This window comes from Runella limosa DSM 17973, from assembly GCF_000482465.1.
Taxonomy (GTDB): domain Bacteria; phylum Bacteroidota; class Bacteroidia; order Cytophagales; family Spirosomataceae; genus Runella; species Runella limosa.
The window spans coordinates 50,260-72,128 of record NZ_AXVJ01000057.1 but is presented as its reverse complement, the minus strand read 5'-3'; the positions used below and the strand labels follow the sequence as shown (position 1 = coordinate 72,128).

Genomic DNA, 21,869 nt, shown 5'->3' with positions numbered 1-21,869 from the left:
CCCTTTATTCCACAACACCCGAAAACAAATAAAGCCAGAGTAAGCGCGCCATTCTGAAATTGAACGGAAATAACCCCAAAACGACAACGATACTCGCTATTAGGTTGGAAATGGCCAAGGCATCAAACTTAAATATCAGGATGCAAATGGCATAAACGACGGCCATTTCGAAGGTAGCAAGGGCATAACTAACGTACATAGCACCCCAATAAAACCCAGGTTCTTTACTGAAGTTATGCCCGCAATGCGCACAACTTTCTTTCATCGTTGCAGGGCGAAATGTAAGTAAGTTGTTGGTTGAAAAAACCTGACCTTGGTGGCATTTGGGGCACTTATTTTGAACGACGTGAATGAGTGACATGGTTGTATTTGTTTTTTGAAATACAAAAATACGGTCAAAGGCAGAAATATTTGGTTTACTTTTGTAGCAAAAAATAGGACAATACAGACATCATTGAAATAAACATGAAAGATATTCCTATTTATGGCATCACCGAATTTACCGAAGCAGACCTCTCAAAGGTGTTGTATGTCAATAACCTAAAAAAACACCTAGCTACCCACCAATTTGTCAATCACCCCCACAAACACAGCACGTACATAACCGTTTTTTTTACTTCTGGCGAAGGCACGCACGAAATTGATTTCCAAACCTATCCCGTACAACCTGGCAGCTTGTTTTTACTAACTCCTGGCCAAGTGCATTGTTGGAATTTGTCAGATGATGCCGACGGGTTTGTCGTTTTTCATACCGAAGATTTTTATAACAATGCTTTTTTAACCCGAAAAATAAGCGATTTCCCTTTTTTTTACCTGCAAACCAACTATCCCGTTGTCTATCTTTCATCGGTAGAGCAAGCTATCCTCTCCCCTATTTTTCAATGGATTTATGAGGAATCACAGCACGAACGTCCGTTCAAATCCCAAAAACTTATTTCGCTGATAGACGTACTTTACATCGAATTGGCGCGGTTTTATACTGACAATCGCCCTGTAGGCGATTATTATTCTCACAATTACGTTCAAATCAAAAAATTGGAAAAATTGATTGAAGAAAATTTCAGGACTTTAAAACTTCCAAAAGAATACGCGGATGCCATGAACATGACCACCCGCCACCTAAATAGGATCTGTCAGCAAAGCCTCAATCAAAGTACAGGAAAATTGATTTTGACCCGCATTATTATCGAAGCCAAACGAATGCTGGTCCACAGCGACACTTCAGTGAATGCCGTTGCCGATTATTTAGGCTATGAAGATTACTCCTATTTTGTTCGGCTATTTAAGAAAGAAGTGGGTGAAACACCCAAACAATTTCAGCTTCGTTTGGCCTCCGAAAGAGCATCAGAGCGAGTGAGTCTTTTCTAAAAAATAACTATTTCAAAAATATATTGTATTTTATTAGGAAAAATGAATAATTAAACAGAAGTTCAACCTATCAATTGACGGTAAAGTTTTCGTACACACCCTGTTAGAAGCGAAGGTAAATTCATTTTCTTTCATCTAAACTCTTCCAAAATTATGAAAACTGTCATGTACGCTCTCCTCCTGTTTTTGTGTGCTTTTTCTTCATGTCAAACTGCCGATAGCAAGGCTACTTCAAACCTAGACGAGGAAAAAGAGAAAAAAGCGATTATGCAAACGATTGAAAACGAAACGAACTGTTTTTTTAACGGTGACTACAATTGTTGGAAAGAAAATTTCATTCAAGCCAATTATGCCTTTCAAGTTTGGAGTGATGCAAGCGGTGCTTTTGACCCCAAAATCGGCTGGAATGAAGTGGACGATAAAATCGGGCGATATATTGAAGACAATAAAGTAGGCCAAGGCGGGAGCAATAACCCGAAAGTGATTCGCAAAGGAATGATTGTAAAGTTTTTCGGCGACAATGTCGCTTATTTAATTTGGCACCAGTACAATGCCGACAAGAAAATGAAGCATTTTATTCACAGCACCGAAACCCGTATTATGGAAAAACAAGACGGAAAATGGAAAATTGTGAATGTCACGGCGTTGTGGGATAGAAACCAAACTATCCCGATGGACAGCATCACCGCCGATTAGGTGGTTTATTCAACCTCACAGGTTTCTACCTGACATAGCTACCTGTGAGGTTTGGCTTTATTAGCCTAATTCTTGGGCTGAAGCACGGTATTTTACTTCTACGTTGTGAAGCTCAATAAGCGGCTTCAAAAATTCCTCTAAATAGTTAATATCCAATTGACTAGCAGCATCGCAAAGTGCTTCCGATGGGCAAGTATGTGCTTCTACAAAAAGACCATCTACCCCTGCGGCCACGCCTGCACGTGCCAATACGGGTAAATACTCACGCGCGCCTCCTTTGCTGTCTTTCGACGGAATACCATATTTACGAATGGCGTGGGTGACGTCAAAAACCACTGGGTAACCCGTTTTATTCATGTGGTAGAAACTGCGAGGGTCAACAATCAAATCGTTGTAACCAAACGTATAACCACGTTCCGTCAAGATAATTTGGTCATTGCCGCTATCTTCGATTTTTTTAACGGGGTGTTTCATGTTCTCAGGTGCTAAGAACTGACCATGCTTCAAATTCACCACTTTACCTGTTTTGGCAGCAGCCACCACGAGGGTCGTTTGCATACACAAATACGCAGGGATTTGAAGTACATCAACCACTTCGGCCACTGGAGCACATTGTTCGGGATAGTGTACGTCAGTCAAAAGCGTGAAGCCAAATTGCTCCTTCACTTTTGCCAAAATACGCATACCTTCCTCCAGTCCTGGCCCCATGTAGTAGTCTAGGCTACTGCGGTTGTCTTTCATAAACGAAGACTTGTAAATGATTTTGATTCCCAAACGTTCCGAAATTTCTTTCAAACGTTCCGCCACGGTCATCATAATTTTCTCGTCTTCAATGACACATGGCCCCGAAATCAAGAACAACTCGTCGGTTCCGCACTCAATATCGCCTACGCGAACGATTTTCTTTTGCATTTTTTATAATTGATTCAGTACATTGTTAAGTAAATAATTTCATTTGTTTCACCCGCAGAAGTCCGCAGAATAATCAAAACGCAGATTAACGCTGAGAAGGACTTCATAAACCCATTAGTCTGCGTTATCTGCGGCTCTCAATCGGCGCCAATCTGCGGGTAAAACTTTAATGAAAGTTGCATGACAATCGCAAATTTTACGCACAAAAATGGGCGATTTTATCGGGTTAAACAACACCTAAGCATCCTCCCACTTCGACTTGATTCCTACTTTCTCAAAAAGCTCCGACAAACTTAACTGGGTCTGACGAATATCTTGCCAATCTTTTAGCACTACGCCAAGGGTTGACTCCACCAACGATTTTTCGAGGTGTTGGATGTGCATTCCTGCTAATGCTTCGGCCCAATCGAGGGTTTCGGCAATGCCTGGCACTTTGTTAAGTCGCTGCTGACGAAGTTCTTGCATAAACGCGATTATCTGACGTGCAAGCGTTGCGTCAATCTGCTCTACCTTTGATTTAACAATGGCCAGTTCTTTTTCAAACGGTGGGTAATCAATCCACAAATACAAACACCGACGCCGAAGTGCCTCCGAAAGTTCGCGGGTACGGTTTCCTGTCAAAATCACGTGCGGAATATGCGTCGCCTTTATTGTACCAATTTCAGGAATGGTAATTTGCCAATCCGACAGCATTTCGAGTAAAAAACTTTCAAATTCTTCGTCGGCTCGATCTACTTCATCAATCAAAAGTACAGGTGCTTTCGGTTGCGTCAGCGCTTTTAGCAAGGGACGTTTCAACAAAAATTTTTCACTAAAAATAGTTTGCTCAATAGATTCGGTGGTCAACGGACTCTGAACGGTGGACTGCTCCCCCATTTTCAAATACAACAACTGATGTTGGTAATTCCACTCGTAAATAGCATGGTTTGCATCTAGTCCTTCGTAACATTGTAAACGAATCAGTTCTGTTTCCAGTGCCTGCGCCATCACCTTCGCAATCTCCGTTTTGCCGACCCCCGCTGGCCCTTCAATCAGTAAAGGTTTGCGGAGTTTCATGGCTAAATATACCGACATTGCGACGTATTCATCCGCAATATATCCCCGAGATTGGAGCAAAGTCTGGACGGAGGCAAGGGTTTGGGACATGGTCGAGTGTCGAATTTTTGAGTGCAGAGTATCGAATTTTAGTCAGGGAACTGAGATTTATCTATCGCAGGGATGAGTTTGATGGCATTTTTGTAATACACCTTTTTCAGCACTTCGTCGGGCAGCCCCATTCCGTACATCCGCCAAAAAGCATGGTATTTTTTGTGGTAAGGAAAATATTCATCTTCTGTTTCTAACACTCGGAAATAAGTAGCATACTCAGATGGTACCCAGCTGTCTTTTCCAAAAAGAATTTTATCCTGCCATTTCACAAAAAACTGCTTGGCTGCACGGGGTTGACGCCCTAATTCGGCGATAACAGCACCAATTTCAACGTACATATTGGGAAAACGAGTCATCAAGCTATCTAGTTTTCGCAAATCATTAGGATACCAACCCATGTGGGCGTTGATAAACTTGGTTTTGGGGTGACGAGCAAAAACAGCATGTTGTTCTTTCATCAATGAATCAAACGGAACGGGGTCATTGTTACCACGCTTGCGTCCTGCGTGGGTTTTAAGCTCCAACCAACGTTCGTTATAACGATCGAGGGGATCCCAAAACGATTTGGGGTCGGCTGTGTGAATAATGACGGGGATACCAAGTTCACCGCACTTTGCCCATATAGGGTCTAGTCGTGGGTCACTTACCGCAACGCGTTTTCCATCGGTATCTTTTATTCCACTGAAACCCAAACTTTTATATACTTTCATCCCAACCGCTCCCGCTTTCACATCTTCCTCAACTTGTTTGGCAGCTCTCTCACCGTAGCCAGGCGAACCCACGCCTTTTAGTTCGGGGTTAGTGAACACCATAAAACGCTTGGGATAGTTCTTTTTTACGTTGTCAAGCATCCCCTTGATGGTCGTTGTCCCTTCTTCCCATTGCTGCGACCATCCACGCCCGCTCAAATTGACCATTACGCCCATATTCAACGCATCCATATCTGCCACCAATTTTGACAAATCTTGGTTTGACATGCTGTATTGGTGGTTGTGAATGTCGATAAAAGGGTATTTAGAGCGGGTAAGCTTATGTTCTGATACTTTCAGCGTCGAGACGGGGTCGTACTCTTCAAAGCCCAGAGGTTGCTCAATCTGTCCTCCGTTGGTTTGAGCCACGGCGGTAAGTGATCCCAATAAATACAGAAAGGTGAAGTGTTTTTTCATGTTAAATTAAAGGATTTAAACAATTATTGCTTATAAATCAATGCAACACAATGAGCCGCGATGCCTTCTTTTTTGCCAACAAAACCCAAATGCTCAGAAGTCGTGGCTTTGATGGAAATATCCTCGATGTCAATGGCCATTACCTTCGAAAGACATTCCTTCATCGTCGGAATGTGCGGATTGAGTTTGGGTTCTTGAAGTACAACGGTCACGTCAACATTTCCAACTTCGTAGCCTTTTTCCCGAATCATTTCCATGACTTTCGCCAGCAACAGCTTGCTATCTACGCCTTTCCATTGGGGATCTTTGTCTGAGAAATGGTAACCAATATTGCGCATATTGGCTGCACCAAGCAGGGCATCGCAAAGTACGTGACAAACTACGTCGGCATCTGAGTGACCTTTGGCTCCGTGAGTATGGGAAATTTTAATACCACCCAACCAAAAATCACGCCCTTCTTCCAATTGATGCACGTCGTAGCCTTGTCCAATTCTATATTTCATACGTTTTTTTAGTTTACTGCGCGGTAATACATCGTTGAACAATTGTTTTTAGAAAGCACTTTCTGGGCCATTTCTTGAATGTCTTTGGCCGTTACTGCCTGAATTTTAGCCGCTTCTTGATTGACTAAATCAGGATTCCCAGCGCTGGCGGCATAGGCCAAGTTCATGGCACGGTTGAGTAATTCAACTTCCGAAAACGCCAACGTTGACTCCGCTTGGTTTTTCACTTTTGCCAATTCTTTCTCATCCAACGCAACCTCCACCAACTCCTGCAACACTTCCTCCACGGCGGCATTGGCTTCGTCCAAAGTCACTCCAGTGTTGAGATTACCTTGAATTACTAACAAACCTGGGTCAACTGACGAGGTATTGTAGGCGTTGATATTTGAAAATACCTGTCTTTCTTTCAGTAGTTTTTGGTACAAACGCGCCGATTTTCCTCTTCCTAAAATATCACTTAATAAATCTGCCGTGTAAAAGTCGTCCTCAAAACGCCCTGGAATGTGGTACGTTTTATACAGCGCATTTAGAGGCACTTTGGCTTCGGTTTCCAGAAACCTAGGAGCCGTTTGAACGGGTTCCAAGGGTAAATTGCGTACGTATTGCTCACCCGCAGGAATAGAACCAAACCATTTTTCGGTCAATGCTTTCACTTGTGGAACAGTGACATCCCCTGCCACAACCATGATGGCATTGTTTGGCAAATAATATTTGTAGAAAAACGCTTTGACATCGTCCATCGTAGCATCTTCGATGTGGCTAATTTCTTTGCCAATCGTAGCCCAACGATACGGATGCACTTGGTAAGCCAACGGCCGAAGTTTCAGCCATACATCCCCGTAAGGTTGGTTCAAATAACGCTGTTTAAACTCTTCCACCACCACTTTTTGTTGAATTTCGAGTACTTTTGGATCAAAAGATAAACTCATCATTCGGTCAGATTCCAACCAAAAAGCGGTTTCAAGATTGACAGCGGGTAGGGTGATGTAATAATTGGTAATATCAGCAGAGGTGAACGCGTTGTTTTCGCCGCCCACCATTTGAAGAGGTTCGTCGTAGGACGGAATATTTTTCGACCCCCCAAACATTAAATGTTCAAACAAATGGGCAAAACCAGTTCGTTTTTCCTCTTCATCGCGAGAACCCACATTGTAGAGAATATTTACAGCGGCCAAAGCAGTTGTATGATCTTCGTGGACAAATACTTTGAGCCCGTTGTCAAGGGTAAAATGGTCGTAGTGAATCATTGAAAATAATTATCTATCAAAAAAACAGAAGTTAATAAACTCTTTGTTGGTTGTCTAACGTTAGAACCAAAGCGAAAGGTTTCTAACCCAACGCCCAAAAATAGCATTTTCTATCTATTTCGCAGGTACAGCTCCATGAAACGAATGTTCTTAGTAGTGACTCAATTGTTTGTTTTTTTATTCATCGTACTATCTTTTCCTCCACTTCCTGTCCGCGCACAAATTTTATACGATACGCCCACGCAAGAATTGGTACTAGAAGCCATCGACCACATTTACAATTATGAATTTGCGGCGGTAGAACCCGTTGCTCGTCAAATACGGGCCAAATACCCCAACCACCCCGTGAATGCCATGCTCAAAGCCATGCAAATGCAGTGGCAATATTTGCCCGTGAAGGACAATAAAGCCATGAGTGGGCAGTACGCAAAACTCCTTGAGGAGTGTATTGCCAAGGCAAAAGTGTTAGAAAAAAATGAAAAGACGCGCCCCGAAGCTGCGTTTTTCTCAATGGCGGGTCATGGCTATATTGCGTTGATTCACAACTACAATGACGAGAAAATGAAGGCGGCAAGTGAAGCAAAAAAAGCCTACGATTATGTCATGGCAGGATTCAAATACATGAATCACAATCCTGAGTTTTACTTTTCCTCTGGCTTGTATAATTACTACATGATTCGCTACCCCGAAGACCACCCAATTGTAAAACCCGTTGTGCTGTTTTTCAAAGACGGCAACCGCGAGGAAGGGCTTCGACAAATGGACATTGCGTCCAAAAAAGGGATGTTTACCCGAACGGAATCTGCTTTCTATCTTTCCCGTATTTATCTCAAACACGAGCAGCGTTACGACAAAGCCAGTAGTTACTTGGAGAATCTCGTAGAAAAATATCCCAACAACCCCATTTTTTTGATGAAACACACCGAAGCGTTGTTGCTCTTGGGAAAATACGATGACGCAGCACCTTTTATTGAAAAACTTAAAAAACGAAACGAACCTTTCTTTTCACTCGTTTCTCACACATTAGAGGGAATGTACCTCGAAAAACATGCACGCAACGACCAAGCTGCTCAACGATTGTACTTGACGGCCATTCGCCAGCCACGCGATGAAGAATATACCAAAGAGTACCAAGCCTTTGCCTATGCGGGTTTGGCACGAATTGCCATTCGAGCAGGAGATAAAAGAAAAGCAACCGAGTACTACAAAATCGTAAGTGATTTGGCAGAATACAAAGGCACGCTTAAAGAAGCTAAAAATTTCTTAAAATAACGCCTTATTCAACGTGCTTGGCTGAAGCAGACAATTTTACGGAACTCAGAGGAGCGGCGGAGGGTTGGATTTGCCAATTTTTCCCAAAACGATGAAGAACTGCTCCACTTTCGGCGAAAATTTGCACACCACCCGTCGAAATTGCCTCCACTCGGACTAAATTTTCGGTAATTGGCGCGACTTCTTCTTCCCAACTTACGCCGTTCCAGCGAAGAATGGTGCCTTTGTTACCAACAGCCCAACCTTCTTCACGACTCAATAAAAATACTGAGTTCAAATCTTCGTTCGCAAAAACCAATACTTCGCTCCACTGTTCGCCATCCCAACGCAGTATCGTGGAGTTTTTGCCCACAGCCCAGCCAAAATCCGCTGAAAGCAGGTACAAAGAGGAAAATGTTTGCGAAGTAGGAACCGAAGCAGCTTCCCAATTTTCATTGACCAGGCGTTCAATTTTACCATTGGTTGACACGCGCCACTCAGCTTTTGGCAAAACCGAGGCCGAATCTTGCCCCCAAACGGCAATGATGGTAGCGATTACAATCAAAAAAGAGATGATTAATTTTTTCATGGGTCGTTGAGGTTGGCATGGTTAGACATAAACACTCGCTAATATCTATCATAAATCATGCCAACTCACAATTACCCTTGTAAAGCCACCAATGCGTCAAAATCGTCGGCCAATTTATGGCTCAATCGGTCAAAAATTTCAGAAAATTGCCCATAACGCTGGTGGTTTTTATCATTTGCCGAATACGTCTCTACCGATTTGATGGTTTGAGCAGCAGCAACTAAGTCTTCATATTTCCCAAGTTTTGTCAAAGCCAGCAGCGCTGCACCTGCACTTGCGCTGTCGTGTTTGTCATTGATATAGACCGTTTTCCCAAATACATCCGACAGAATTTGGGCAAACAACGGCAGGGTAGCATAAGCCCCGTTGATGTACAGATTTTCAATCGAGCGGTATTGTTGCAGCAACTTACCAATGCTATATACCTCATATACAATACCTTCGACGGTTGCCCGAATAAAGTGCCGACGTTCGTGCGTAATATTTACGCCCATATAAGCACCTCGGGCGTTGGCATTCCACAAGGGAGCGCGTTCGCCCAACAAATACGGCAAAAACAACAGCCCCCCCGCTCCTGCTGGAACGCGTTCGGCTTCCATCAACAATTGCTGGACGGCATAGTCCATGTCAAAATGGAGTCCTGAGGTGCCAAATTGCTGCACAAACCATTCAAAAACCACCCCGCCGTTGTTGGTCGGCCCGCCCGAAATGTAGGTTCCTTCGGTGAGGATGTAATTGAAAAAACGCTGCTTTTCGTCCACCAACACCTGTTTAGCCGCCACCCGCACAGCACCACTCGACCCAATGGTAATGGTAGCGTCTCCTTCCGTAACTACGCCTGCCCCAAGCGTTGCCAAACAGCCGTCGCTCGCCCCCGCAATTACTTTTAGGGTATTGGGCAAACGGAAGAGCCGCAGGTATTCTTTTTTAAGTTTAAGTTCGTCAAAATCAATGGCTACTGGTTCTGACAACTGCTGGGTTTTTATTCCTATATAATCAAGCGCCGATGCTTCCCAAGCCAAATGATGTATATTAAATAAGCCTGTGGAAGACGCCAAGCTATGATCAACGACCAGCTGCCCCGTCAATTGATACACAATATATTCCTTGATGGAAATAAATTTATAAACCTTTTCAAACCAAACAGCAGGGGTATTTGTCCCAAACCATCGAATTTTGACCAAAGGCGACATGGGGTGAATCGGTGTGCCTGTTTGTTCGTATAACTTCGCCCCTAGCTCAGAATTTTTAAGGGTAGTTGCTTCATCACGACCTCGGTTATCAGCCCAAATGACTGCGTTACGAAGCGGCACGCCGTGTTTGTCGATGGGTAATACACTGTGCATCGAAGCACTAAAAACTACGGCTACTGGACGATATTTTTTGGAAAGTTCTTCGTTAATTAGTCCTTTTAACGCGTACAAAACGGTCAAAAATATTTGTTCGGGATCTTGCTCGCTATAATCAGGCTGCGGATGAAACGTTGGGTACGACCCTTGCCGCGCCCCAATCAAATTATTTGAAAAATCAAACGCCGATGCTTTGACTTTTGTAGTACCAATATCAATTGTTATGACACACTCCATATAGATTTATGATATAAATAAATAAAATTAGTTGTCCCCCGTTTGGCGCTTTCGATAATGCCCAGGGGTATAGCCTGTTAGTTTCTTAAAAGTCGTAGAAAAGTGTTGAGATGAATAAAAGCCAGTATCGAGGGCAATATCGGTCAGGCTTTTATCGGTTTGGCGGAGTTGGCGCATTGCCTCTGCAATACGAATGTTTATCAAATAGTTAAGCGGAGAAAAGCCCGAATACGCCTTTACTTTTTCGGTAAAAGCAGTACTTCCCAACCCTACGACAGTCGCCATTTCTTCCACTGTCCAAGGGTGATCCAAGCTTTGTCGAAGCATTTTTTCGAGCTGCTCAAATGCCTGCGAAAAATCGCGCCGTTGATTTTGTTGCTGGCTTTGCTGCCGTACAATCGTTACTAATAGCTCATCCAGCAGTTGATTCACGCGGGTTTGATAAGCAAACTCTAGCTGTTTGAGCTCTTGCTCAATTTTTGTAATCAGTTCATTGACCTGTTTTAGCTGGTTCAGCACCATCGGGGCGTGCGTACCCATGAGGCGCCCCATTAGCTTTTGTTCGTTCTCGTGAATCGCCGACCAACTGCCTAATTGTAGCTCTTTTGTAGGCTCAAAAATGGCTGGTTCTAGTTTTAGCCAAACAAAACTTCCAATTTCTAATGTATTTGTGGGGCTCCCAAGCTGCTGCCAAGGACATAAAACAACCACATCATTGGGGTATAAAACGTAGCGTTGGTGCTCAATTATCCACTCATATTTCCCTTCTAATACACACAAAATATAGATTCCACCTCTCACTTGCACAGGCCAATCATTCAGCTTAACTGTCTGATTTTTAACACGAACCAATTCCCTGATGTGGGAAAACTCGGAAGAAGGAAGGTGGGTCAGTGTGGTTTTATTCATTTACAGAAAACCTATTTATTAAATTTTTTAAATAAATCATCAAAATATTACAAAATCCAACATCGTCCATTCGTAGAAGTTTTTTGCACTACTCTGCTATTTTTTTGCACTCAGTTCTTTATCCTATCAGTACTGTTCAACATACCCTTTTAATTTACCAACAATTTAACATGAAGATGAGAAAATTTCTACTCTTGCCCAAAGTCATTTTAGTAATGATGACTTTTCTGGCACTCACAACCACACTTTGGGCCCAAAATCGAATTAGCGGAACGGTCACAAATTCCGCCGACAAATCTCCCCTCGCAGGAGTTTCGGTTGTTGTAAAAGGAAGTACCACAGGAACATCTACCGACGGCAGCGGAAATTATAACCTTTCTGTTCCCAATAACGCAACCCTTGTATTTAGCTTTATTGGTTATGGTTCAAAGGAAATTTCGGTAGGAAACCAAACGCGCATTGACATTTCGCTGGCCGAAAGTGCCGAAGCCCTCAACGAAGTCGTAGTGACGGCCTTGGGTATCAAAAAAGAAGCGAAAAAACTTGGTTATGCAACCGCCACTATCAACGCCGACGCGCTTACTGAAAACCGTACGCCCAATTTTATAAACTCATTACAAGGAAAAATTGCGGGGGTAAATATTTCGGGACTAGGTACGGGGCCAGCGGGTACTTCAAAGATTCGTATCCGTGGACAGTCTTCTATTTCTGGGCAAAATAACCCGCTCATTGTCGTCAATGGTATCCCAATCGACAACACTAACTTTGGTACAAACCCAGGAAATGCTGCCGCTGACAACTCGATTGGCGTAAGAGGCGGGGGAAATACCTCAGACGGTGGTGATGGTTTGTCGTCCATTAACCCCGATGACATCGAAAGTATGACTGTCCTTAAAGGTGCTACTGCTGCTGCTTTGTACGGTTCACGGGCCAAAGACGGGGTACTTATGATCACGACCAAAACAAAGGGAAGTGGCAAAGGGATTGGCGTGAGTTTTAACAGTAACTATACCAACGAAACACCGCTTGATTTTACGGATTATCAATACGAATACGGCCAAGGTGAAAACGGCGTTCGTCCAACGACTCCCAACCCAACCTCAGGTCAGTGGTCGTTTGGGGAAAAATTCCAACCAGGCATGACGCAAGTCTTGTTTGACAACGTCACTGTACCTTATGAGCCTGTTTATAACCGTATTCGTAAATTTTTCCGCAACGGTTCAAACTTCACCAACACCGTAAGCCTGTCATCAGCCAGTGATAAGGGTGGTTTTAACCTTTCGTTTGCCAACATGGACAGCAAAGGAATTGTGCCAAACAACACGTTCAATCGCAAAACCATCAACCTTGGGTATTCTTACGAGTTATCAAAAAAATTGAGTTTTTCAGGAAACATCAACTATTCGCACGAGTACAACAAAAACCCACCGAACATTGCCAACCAAGATAACTCTATCCCTACCGCCATCTACAACTTAGCCAACTCCATGCCTTTGGACTTGTTGGAAGCGAAGAAATTCAACGCGGCGGGCAATGAGTATATTTATTCGCGTTTCCAAAACCGTACCAACCCTTACTTTACCCTTTCTGAACAGTTTCAGAACATTGTCCGCGACCGTATTTTTGGCAACATTTCGGTAAAATACAACCTACTTCCTTGGTTGTTTGTACAAGGTCGTGTGGGGCAAGATTACTGGTCGCGCGATCAGGATTACAACAACTTCCCAACAGGTCAAGCTTCTATTGCCGCCGCGCCAGCTGGTTTTGTGAATGGGACATATACCCAAGAGTCAAGACGGTTTAGAGAGATTAACACGGACATCTTGATTTCTGGGACACAAAAGTTTGGTGATTTTGGGTTTGATTTCAACGTGGGTGGAAACAAAATGTACCGCCGTTCGGATTTAAACAGCGTACAAGTACAAGACTTTGTCGTAAGAGGTTTATACACAGTGATGAACGGGCGGGTAAAAGACCCTATTTATGGGCTTTCGGAGCGTGCCGTTAACTCGGTGTATGGTTCGGCCGAATTTTCTTACAAAAATGTTTTGTTTGTCAACGCTACAGTGCGTAATGACTGGTTTTCAACCCTTTCTCCCGCCAACCGAAGCATTTTATATCCGTCAGTTTCGGGAAGTTTTGTATTTTCACAAGCCTTCAACAGTGTTCCTACTTGGCTCACCTTTGGAAAACTCCGCGCTGCTTATGCTGAAGTGGGAAGCGATACCGACGTATCCCCTTACTCCAACAACTTGTTTTACGGTATCAATGCCAACCTCTTCGGCGGGCAGCCTGTGGGCGGTTCTTCAGGAACAACTACCCTTCCAAATGCCAACCTCCGCCCTATGCGTACGGCAGAAACAGAACTTGGGTTAGAGCTCAAATTGTTTGATAGTCGCGTTTCGTTGGATGCGGCGATTTATAACAAAATCACCAATGATCAAATCGTTTCGGCACAAATTTCGGATGCCTCGGGCTTTATTACAACCCTTATCAACAGTGGAAAAAGCCAAAACCGTGGTTTTGAAATGCTGTTGAATCTTGTTCCCGTAAAAACGCCTAATTTCCAATGGGATTTGACTTTAAATGGTTCTTATAACAAAACCAAAGTATTAAGCCTTTTGACTGACACGCCAGGCGAACGTATCACTGTAGGTACCCACGTATTCAACGGCGAGCTTCGTCAAGTGGTTGGTCAAGAAATGGGTCAGATTTATGGCTTCGGCTTTAAGCGCGATGCCAGCGGACAAATGATGTTTGGTGGCAACGGTATCCCGCTTCGCACCGACGACCTCATTTCGTACGGCTCTGCCTTACCAAAATGGAATGGTGGTATCAATAACTCCTTCAATTACAAAGGTATTAACCTATCGTTCTTGGTTGATTTCAAACTTGGGAACATGATGCTTTCAGGTACCAACTTCAACGCAGTACGCCACGGATTGCACAAAATGACCCTAGTAGGCCGCGAAGGTGGTGTATTGGGAGTGGGTGTAAACGCCAAAGGTGAGACCAATACCGTAAAAGCACCTGTTCAAGATTATTGGTCAGTAGTACGTTCGCTTGCGCTTATCGAACCAGTTATCTACGATGGAGGATTCTGGAAAGTTCGCCAAATCACTGCTGGTTACGATTTTACCCGCTTTTTGCCGAAAAACTTCCCAGTTAAAACCCTAAAGCTTAGTGCAGTTGCCAACAACGTATTCCTGATTAAGAAGTGGGTTGACAACATTGATCCAGACTCATTTGGATATTCGTCAGACAACCTCGTCGGAATGGAATCAACAGGTTTACCAACAACCCGCAGTATTGGTTTTAACCTTAATGCGAAGTTTTAATATCCCCGAAGGGTCTTATCAACAAGCTTTCGGAAACACTAAAAAAGAAACGAACAATGAAACGCATATTAAAAAAATCAGCCCTTTTACTCCCACTTTGGGCAGCAACTGTTGTCGGAATGGTAAGTTGCGACCAAGGTTTTGACGAACTCAACATCAACAAAACCGCCGCACTTTCGGTCAACCCCGTATTTATTTTGAACAATGCGACCGTCAATTCAGCTTTTACAACAGGTTCGGTTTTCTACGAAATTGGTATTGTACAACAAATGATTTCTCCCAACTCTGGGGTACTCACAGGCGCTAACTTTAACCAAGACAGCCGCGACAATACCGTTCAAAACTGGCAGAAATACTACCGCAACGTGATTCGTAACTCGCAAGATGTTATCAATCAAACGCAGTCGGTGGCGAGTCGTAGCAACTTGTACAATATGGCCAGAATTATTCAAGCCAATGCGTACATGATTTTGACGGACTCTTACGGCGAAATTCCTTATTCGGATGCAGAGAAAGGTTACACCAATCAAATATTTTTGCCCAAATACGATACCCAACAAGCTGTTTATGCGGGTATTATCAAGGAATTGACGGAAGCTACCGCTGCCCTAGATGCTACTAAGGCCACTGAATCTGCCGATGTTCTCTATACTGGTAACATCGCCCTCTGGAAAAAGTACGGTAATTCGCTTTTGCTCCGTGCAGGAATGCGGTTGAGTAAAGTCGATGCAGCTCAGGCACAACAGGTAGTTGCCAAGGCGGTTCAGGGAGGATTAATGGAAACCAATGCCGACAATGCCATCATCAAACACGACGCCAACTACGTAAACGGTATTGGTAACCTGTTGAATGCAACGGAGGCTGCCAACGTTTACCTTGCCGCACCGTTTGTGGATTACCTCAAAAAAACCAACGACCCGCGCCTCAAGTCCATTGCAGTACGCTATGTGGGTGCTAAATCTGGGCCAGAACAAGTAGCTTCGCGCGCTTCAACCGACCCAACCGTCCAAATTGGAATGCCATTAGGATTTGACAACAACACCATTTCGGCCGAAGTAACGAAAAACAAATTGGCTAGTTTCTACGATTTTACGCAAGTTGACCGTACCCGTATGGTTAAAATGACCGCACCATCGTTTTTAGTAACAGCCGCGCAAACGCAACTTTTGTTGGCCGAAGCAGCACAAAGAGGTTGGGTAACAGGTACCAGCGCCGAAACGTATTACAACCGTGGTGTGCGCCTGCACATGGAACAAATGGCATTGTACGACGCTAACTCAGCGGTAGCAACGGCAGATATTGACGCGTATTTAAAAGCAAATCCGTATGTGGCAGCCACTGCTTTAGAACAAATTAATACGCAATATTGGGTAGCATCTTTCTTAAATGGCCCCGAAGCGTTTGCGAACTTCCGTCGGAGCGGTTTTCCTAAACTTACGCCTAACCCTTTCCCTGGGAAGAGCATCAAAGGTAATTTCATTAATCGCTTGACCTATCCTAACTCGGAGATTTCGGCCAATACGGTTCACGTGAAAGAGGCCATTGCTCGCCAAGGAGCTGACGATTTGGACACAAAAGTTTGGTGGGATAAATAATTTTAAGCATTGGAGAGTGGGGATTGAGTAACGATACTCCTATTTTTGCCTTTTCCCACTCATCTATCCACTTATAAACGTCATCTTTAATGCAAATTGGATTTGTTGGTCTTGGCAAAATGGGTTACAACTTGGCCCTTAACCTGCATCGTCACGGTTATGAAGTAGTTGCGTACGATGTAGCAACCGAAAACGTCAAAAATATTCTTCTTGAAGGTATATCTCCTGCCTTTAGTTTAGAAGAACTTTGTCAACAGCTCAATGGCAGAAAGGTAATATGGCTGATGGTTCCTGCGGGAAAGCCCGTTGATGACTGCATTGAGACGTTGATTCCATTTTTATCTACCAGTGATATCATTATTGACGGCGGCAATTCTAATTTCAACGACTCAATACGTCGATATAAGTACCTTAAAGCCAAAGGAATTGATTATTTGGACTGCGGCACTAGCGGCGGTGTGGATGGTGCCTTAAATGGTGCCTGTACCATGATTGGCGGGGAAGATGAAGTTTTCAACTATTGCGCTTCTGTTTTTAACGATATTTCACTTCCCAACGGTTGGCTTCATGCAGGCGGCCCAGGAAGTGGCCACTTTGTCAAAATGGTTCACAATGGCATCGAGTATGGCATGATGCAGGCTATTGCAGAAGGTTTTGAGGTGATGGAGCAATCAAACTACAACCTTGATTTAAAACAGGTTGCGCGCGTATTCAACCACGGCTCAGTGGTTCGCAGCTGGTTGATGGAACTGACCGAAAAGGCTTTTTCAAAAGACCCTAAATTAGACGCCATCAAAGGGGTGATGCACTCATCGGGTGAAGGAAAATGGACGTTGGAAACGGCGCTCGACATGGGTGTTCCAACGCCAGTGATTGCGCTTTCATTGTTGATGCGTTATCGCTCACAACAAGACGATACCTTTACGGGCAAAGTTGTGGCAGCACTTCGCAACGAATTCGGCGGCCACGCCGTGGAAAAAGCCCATTAATTTGAGTGTCGTAATTTGAGTGTCGAGGGGGCCGCCCGCGCGGTGCAGAATGCAGAGTGTCGAATGGTCAATTTTTTATTCGACATTCTGCACTCTGCACTCTGCACTCGACATTTCCATTTATTCTACTTCGTTCACTTTATAGACCTGAATTTCGGTCACATAGACGGTTTTATCTTCTTTGTTTTTGTACGAGCGGTAATTCAGTTTTCCTTCTACCGACACTTTTTTCCCTTTCGTAATCAAGCGTTCGCATACCTCCGCCACTTTGCCAAACGCTACGAGGTTGTGCCACGTTTTGCTTTCTACTTCTTCATTTTTACGGTTTTTGTAAGTTTCTTTGGTGACCATTGTGAAAGACGCCAACTTACCGTTTTCAAATGTACGTACGTTCAAATCTTTACCTACGTTGCCTGTTAATGTTACCTTGTTCATGTTCCTAAAAATTTGTATTTGAGTGATTTGATTTTGTTTTGTCAACTGTCTCTCAATCGACGATACAAAGGTGCAGCCTGGCCACTACTCGATTCGGTTCGTACGCGTTTCTAGTTGGATAAAAACGTTTGTAACCGTTTACAAACGGATAAGTATGTGTATATTGCAGAAGAAACAACAACGAAAGCAATGAAAGCCTGCTTAGAATGTGGAGAAAAAATAATGGGACGATCCGACAAAAAGTTTTGTTCGGATGCGTGCCGAAATGCCTATAACAACAAACTAAATTCGGACTCTAACAATTTTGTTCGGAACATCAATAATACTCTTCGTAAAAATCGCCGAATCTTGGAGGAAGCCTGCAAAGAAGATGACAAGGGAAAAATCTCCAAAAGTGCGTTGCTGAGAGAAGGTTTTGACTTTGCTTATTTTACCAGTACCCGCACCACCCAAAAAGGTGCTACGTACGTTTTTGTGTATGAATATGGCTATTTACCTCTCGAAAATGAGCAATATTTGGTCGTGAAAGACCGAAAAATACCCTCATAAATTACCGTCCTCCAAAAGCATTTTGAAGTACCTTTTCGGCAGGTTTAAACTGTGGAGAAAAGGCATCACGGTGAAATTGACGCTTGGGTTGTTGTAAAAACCATTTCCAAGCAAAAGCCCCTGCGAGCCATTTTCTGGGCCACACTTCATTAAAAAACGCTTGGTAGGCATCGGCTTGCAATGCTAAATTTTCGGGTTTTTCGTCGTGCGATTCCCACGGCTTTTCAGTGGCAAAATCTACACTTCTGTAGCCAATTTCAGTAAATAAAATAGGTTTTTGGTATTTTCCCGCAAAGTTTTCTATTTCATTCAAATGTGACTTCCAACCTTTTTGCAAAGTTGCCAGGCTCGGGTGTTTTTCAGAAGATAAGGGAAAATAAGCGTCTATTCCGATAAAATCTAGCTCATTCCAAAACGGGTTTTTGGGATAATGGTTCCAATTATCGGCGTAAGTGAGCTGTCCTTGGTATATCTTACGAATATCTTTGATTAGATTTTTCCAAAAAGCAGGCCGTTTTTGGGTAAAATTGTCCATTTCGGTACCGATGCAGAACAGTTCCACTTTTAAAGAATCCGCAATTCGCGCATTGGTCAAAATGTAATTACCAAAGTCTTTTTCAAAGATTTGCCAATCAGCCTCTGTTTTTAAGTCAAAATCGCCCGTGTACATACCTCTGCCCACCCACACGTGGGGTTTGAGCATTACTTTTAGGCCATTTTTATGGGCCAGCTCAATCGTTTTTACAATTCCTTCGACGGATTCTCCCCACCACATTTTGTTGGAATTAAAGTAAAAATGAGGCTCATTCTCTCGACAAAAACCGTAGGGAACCACCGCCACCCATTCCGCTTTTAGTGTACTTATTGGCACAAAAGCCGCCGAATCAATTGGTTCTGGCGGCGCAACCAGATTAACGCCTTTCATTTTAGCACCTGCATACACAGGAGGCGAGGGCCGCGTACAACCATATTGTATCCAAATGATTCCCCAAAATAGTATTTGTAAAATATTCTTAATCAGACGTGTAGGTATGTTCAAAGCCATGGAAGTTGATTTTCCTTAAAAGTAAAAACTTCTACCTTTTTACAGATAGAAGTTTCAGAAAATCTTTTTCGGCTTTTTATCGGGCGGGTTGCGAATAGCGCGTCGCTTCAAACATATCCAACATCCCATAACCAATTTTAGGATGTACCGCACCATATCGGCTGCTGTAAAAGCGAATGTGATTCATTATTTCGGTACTATTTAGGGTCGGGTATTTGGACCAAACCGCCGTCACCATCGCCGACATGGTAGCCGTAGCCGACGAAGACCCACCAAAGTTGGACGGAATATCACTTTGAGAATTTTGAAGAGACAAAATTACGTTGGAAGCACCCGTTCTTTTTTGCATCACTACGCCAAAGTCAACATCATTGTGATAACAACATGAGGTACAGGTTGTTATATTACTATATTGTTTAAGCCCAATCGGATAGTTGTTGTTGTCCACTTGGCGTTTCACTCCCGTTACTGCATATACTGCTTCATTCATAGAGGCGGGAAAAATGATTCGGTGACGAATATCGAGCGATTGCAAATAACTAGGTAATTGCTCCATTGCCGTTCCTACCACTGGTGGTATAGTCCCTGCCGCACAAAAGATAATTTTGTTATTAAATTTCGCAAGCATAACGCCATCCCGAATGGAATTAACGGCCATCCGATACACTTGATTATTGGCCAATGAACGCGCAATCAATACCGTCCCCATCGACATACTAATGACATCCGTTGTCGTGCGTGCAAGCCCAGAGAAAGCATCAGCTACTCCTCGGTACTCCGACCATTCAGACAATAACACATCGTTAGCGGCTTTTACCGAAACCAAGTTGGCTTTATAAGCTACGCCTATCAATTTATTATCGTAAGAAGGCGACGTACCAATCGACGCCGAGGCCGTGCCATGCCCGCACACATCTTCGGGGGAAATTACACCTCCGCGTCCGTTGGGCACTGTACTGAAGCTTGCAACAAATCGGCCTTGTGAGTCACCATCGTCAAAGTTTTGGTTCATAATAGGCTGTATCGACGACAAACCCGTATCTATATAAGCAATAGTGAATCGTTTGTTGGCTGTTTGAGAATAGCCGTTGGCATTTAAAAACCATGCAAATTGCGTATTATGATCACGTAGCTGCCAAGAGACTTTGTGCTGTGTCCCCTGAATCGATAAAAAATAGTCTTCGTCCACCCGGAGTCCATGAACTCCTGTATTATCACCACAGCCGAAACCACCTCCACTCTTGGCTTGTCCTTTTTCCGAACCAATATAATCATCAGGAACAAACGTAGGTTCCATATAGCGGATAAGCCCCGTTTCTCGCAATTTTTGAATGGTGCTCAACTCCGTTATGCGCAAATCAAAATTCGGCATTTCTTTACTGGCAGCTACTAGAATTTCGCTGGGGCTCTTCAACTTAGGATTGGATTTTTGTTCTTCTTCAAAAGCAATGTTGAGTAATTTTTCTCGAACCATCAACCAATCTTTGTTGGCACTTTGGTTCAAATCCCACTCGTATTCACCTCTGATTGTTGGCAATTTATACCCAATCATCAACACATTTCCATCTTTAGCGTGTTTAAGCCCAGAATAAATCATGACATCATCTGCCAAACGCCAATCAAATTCGTCATTGTTTTTGAAGGCAATAGCTGCCATCCGCTCTTCCAATTCTTTTTTGGTAAGAATATCAGTGCGCGTACTTGCGTGCGCTTGGTCAAGGATACTGGAAACAGGCTCAAGAATGTTTTTTTGTTCGCAAGAAGCAACGAACAGGGTTAGCAAAGAAGCAATTGAAAGGGTTGTAATTCGTTTCATAAGGCGTTTAAAATTAAAATTACCTTACAAAACTACCTTCTCTCCTACATTTCAAAATGGGTAATCCACGAACTGCACTCCAAAGTACTCAAATCGTATGTTTAAGTTCATAAAGAAGCCTGACCTAGCAAAAGAACAAAGTCAAGCTTCTTGTTTCACCTATTTGGATTGTTTTTCAAAAATCAAAAAATTTCCTTTTCCTCCGATGGTCGCGGCTGATTTTTGCGTACTCAAAACGCCCAATTCGAGCTGCTGTTTTCCATTGATGATGCTCAACTGAAAATCTGCTGATTGCCCTAATAATAAAAAATAGCGGGATTCGCATTGCATCAACTCTGGCGAACCACCCATTTTTGTACTTCCAATTGGAGACATTTTAAGTTTGCCTGTTTTGGTAGTTTCATTGTATGATTCTAACGCATAACTACCAGAATACTGGTTCACCGACGAGCGGCCATTTAATAACAGAACCGATCCCGTTTCGTCTTTGGTTGTAGTCAATTCCAGCGTAATTGGCTCAAACTTTCCTTCATTGGGGATGCCGCATGGCAAATCCATCATATCGCCCAGTAGGATACTTTTCAACACCCAAGTCCCTGCAAGTTCATTGTTTTCTAACTTTTGGGCTTGTTGTTCTACGTTTTGGCTTTCGCAAGCTCCCAGAACTGCGACCAAACAGCCAACTATTAATGCAATCATTGTCTTTTTCATAGCCATATTTTTTTT

20 protein-coding genes are annotated in these 21,869 nt (G+C 43.4%); 7 read left to right on the top strand and 13 right to left on the bottom strand.

Going from position 1 to position 21,869, the window contains the following annotated elements; genetic code table 11:
• Positions 1-4: 4 nt before the first annotated feature.
• Positions 5-361 (bottom strand): DUF983 domain-containing protein, encoded by a 357-nt coding sequence (locus K339_RS0106445; RefSeq protein ID WP_028522883.1) that lies wholly within the window; start codon positions 359-361, stop codon positions 5-7.
• 104 nt (positions 362-465) lie between these two features.
• On the opposite strand from K339_RS0106445, the gene K339_RS0106440 reads away from it, so the two are divergent.
• Positions 466-1,368, top strand: coding sequence for a helix-turn-helix transcriptional regulator (locus K339_RS0106440; RefSeq protein WP_028522882.1), 903 nt, complete (start codon positions 466-468; stop codon positions 1,366-1,368).
• A 153-nt stretch (positions 1,369-1,521) separates the two neighbouring features.
• Entirely contained in the window at positions 1,522-2,064 is a 543-nt protein-coding gene (locus K339_RS32730; RefSeq protein WP_051397837.1) for a nuclear transport factor 2 family protein, read from the top strand.
• 60 nt (positions 2,065-2,124) lie between these two features.
• Here K339_RS32730 and kdsA read toward each other — a convergent pair whose 3' ends face one another.
• The 5 genes from kdsA to K339_RS0106410 all read right to left on the bottom strand — a co-directional run bounded on the left by kdsA (position 2,125) and on the right by K339_RS0106410 (position 7,041).
• Complete coding sequence (gene kdsA / locus K339_RS0106430; protein WP_028522881.1) at positions 2,125-2,976, bottom strand: 3-deoxy-8-phosphooctulonate synthase; 852 nt, start codon at positions 2,974-2,976, stop codon at positions 2,125-2,127.
• A gap of 237 nt (positions 2,977-3,213) precedes the next feature.
• Complete coding sequence (locus K339_RS0106425; RefSeq protein ID WP_028522880.1) at positions 3,214-4,122, bottom strand: AAA family ATPase; 909 nt, start codon at positions 4,120-4,122, stop codon at positions 3,214-3,216.
• 38 nt (positions 4,123-4,160) lie between these two features.
• Positions 4,161-5,291 (bottom strand): amidohydrolase family protein, encoded by a 1,131-nt coding sequence (locus K339_RS0106420; protein WP_028522879.1) that lies wholly within the window; start codon positions 5,289-5,291, stop codon positions 4,161-4,163.
• 23 nt (positions 5,292-5,314) lie between these two features.
• On the bottom strand, positions 5,315-5,794 hold the full coding sequence (gene ispF, locus K339_RS0106415) for a 2-C-methyl-D-erythritol 2,4-cyclodiphosphate synthase (RefSeq protein WP_028522878.1): 480 nt from the start codon (positions 5,792-5,794) through the stop codon (positions 5,315-5,317).
• An 8-nt stretch (positions 5,795-5,802) separates the two neighbouring features.
• Entirely contained in the window at positions 5,803-7,041 is a 1,239-nt protein-coding gene (locus K339_RS0106410; RefSeq protein ID WP_028522877.1) for a M16 family metallopeptidase, read from the bottom strand.
• Between the two features lie 135 nt (positions 7,042-7,176).
• Between K339_RS0106410 and K339_RS0106405 the strand changes: the two genes are divergently transcribed.
• Positions 7,177-8,313: a tetratricopeptide repeat protein gene (locus K339_RS0106405; RefSeq protein WP_028522876.1), complete on the top strand. Its 1,137-nt coding sequence runs from the start codon at positions 7,177-7,179 to the stop codon at positions 8,311-8,313.
• A 4-nt stretch (positions 8,314-8,317) separates the two neighbouring features.
• Here K339_RS0106405 and K339_RS0106400 read toward each other — a convergent pair whose 3' ends face one another.
• From K339_RS0106400 to K339_RS0106390, 3 genes are all read right to left on the bottom strand, one after another.
• Entirely contained in the window at positions 8,318-8,881 is a 564-nt protein-coding gene (locus tag K339_RS0106400) for a beta propeller repeat protein (protein ID WP_028522875.1), read from the bottom strand.
• A gap of 71 nt (positions 8,882-8,952) precedes the next feature.
• The gene (locus K339_RS0106395) at positions 8,953-10,467 is read right to left on the bottom strand and encodes a gluconokinase (protein ID WP_028522874.1); all 1,515 of its coding nucleotides are present in this window, start codon (positions 10,465-10,467) and stop codon (positions 8,953-8,955) included.
• A gap of 27 nt (positions 10,468-10,494) precedes the next feature.
• Entirely contained in the window at positions 10,495-11,376 is an 882-nt protein-coding gene (locus tag K339_RS0106390; protein WP_028522873.1) for a helix-turn-helix domain-containing protein, read from the bottom strand.
• Positions 11,377-11,552: 176 nt separating this feature from the next.
• Here K339_RS0106390 and K339_RS0106385 point away from each other — a divergent pair, with 176 nt between their 5' ends.
• The 3 genes from K339_RS0106385 (at position 11,553) to gnd (ending at position 17,298) form a co-directional block, all read left to right on the top strand.
• A complete protein-coding gene (locus K339_RS0106385) occupies positions 11,553-14,714 on the top strand; it encodes a SusC/RagA family TonB-linked outer membrane protein (RefSeq protein ID WP_028522872.1) in 3,162 nt (1,053 codons plus the stop codon).
• Positions 14,715-14,770: 56 nt separating this feature from the next.
• Positions 14,771-16,309: a SusD/RagB family nutrient-binding outer membrane lipoprotein gene (locus K339_RS0106380; RefSeq protein ID WP_028522871.1), complete on the top strand. Its 1,539-nt coding sequence runs from the start codon at positions 14,771-14,773 to the stop codon at positions 16,307-16,309.
• 89 nt (positions 16,310-16,398) lie between these two features.
• Positions 16,399-17,298, top strand: a complete 900-nt coding sequence (gene gnd, locus K339_RS0106375) for a phosphogluconate dehydrogenase (NAD(+)-dependent, decarboxylating) (RefSeq protein ID WP_028522870.1) — start codon at positions 16,399-16,401, stop codon at positions 17,296-17,298.
• 120 nt (positions 17,299-17,418) lie between these two features.
• Here gnd and K339_RS0106370 read toward each other — a convergent pair whose 3' ends face one another.
• The gene (locus tag K339_RS0106370; protein WP_037299400.1) at positions 17,419-17,733 is read right to left on the bottom strand and encodes a single-stranded DNA-binding protein; all 315 of its coding nucleotides are present in this window, start codon (positions 17,731-17,733) and stop codon (positions 17,419-17,421) included.
• A gap of 222 nt (positions 17,734-17,955) precedes the next feature.
• Between K339_RS0106370 and K339_RS0106365 the strand changes: the two genes are divergently transcribed.
• Positions 17,956-18,282 (top strand): hypothetical protein, encoded by a 327-nt coding sequence (locus tag K339_RS0106365; RefSeq protein ID WP_229598704.1) that lies wholly within the window; start codon positions 17,956-17,958, stop codon positions 18,280-18,282.
• Position 18,283: 1 nt separating this feature from the next.
• Here the strand turns inward: K339_RS0106365 and K339_RS32725 are convergent, their stop codons facing one another.
• From K339_RS32725 to K339_RS0106350, 3 genes are all read right to left on the bottom strand, one after another.
• Complete coding sequence (locus K339_RS32725) at positions 18,284-19,327, bottom strand: glycoside hydrolase family 113 (protein ID WP_229598703.1); 1,044 nt, start codon at positions 19,325-19,327, stop codon at positions 18,284-18,286.
• Positions 19,328-19,403: 76 nt separating this feature from the next.
• Positions 19,404-21,143 (bottom strand): S8/S53 family peptidase, encoded by a 1,740-nt coding sequence (locus tag K339_RS0106355; protein ID WP_028522867.1) that lies wholly within the window; start codon positions 21,141-21,143, stop codon positions 19,404-19,406.
• Positions 21,144-21,302: 159 nt separating this feature from the next.
• Entirely contained in the window at positions 21,303-21,854 is a 552-nt protein-coding gene (locus K339_RS0106350) for an META domain-containing protein (RefSeq protein ID WP_169731820.1), read from the bottom strand.
• Positions 21,855-21,869 lie beyond the last annotated feature (15 nt).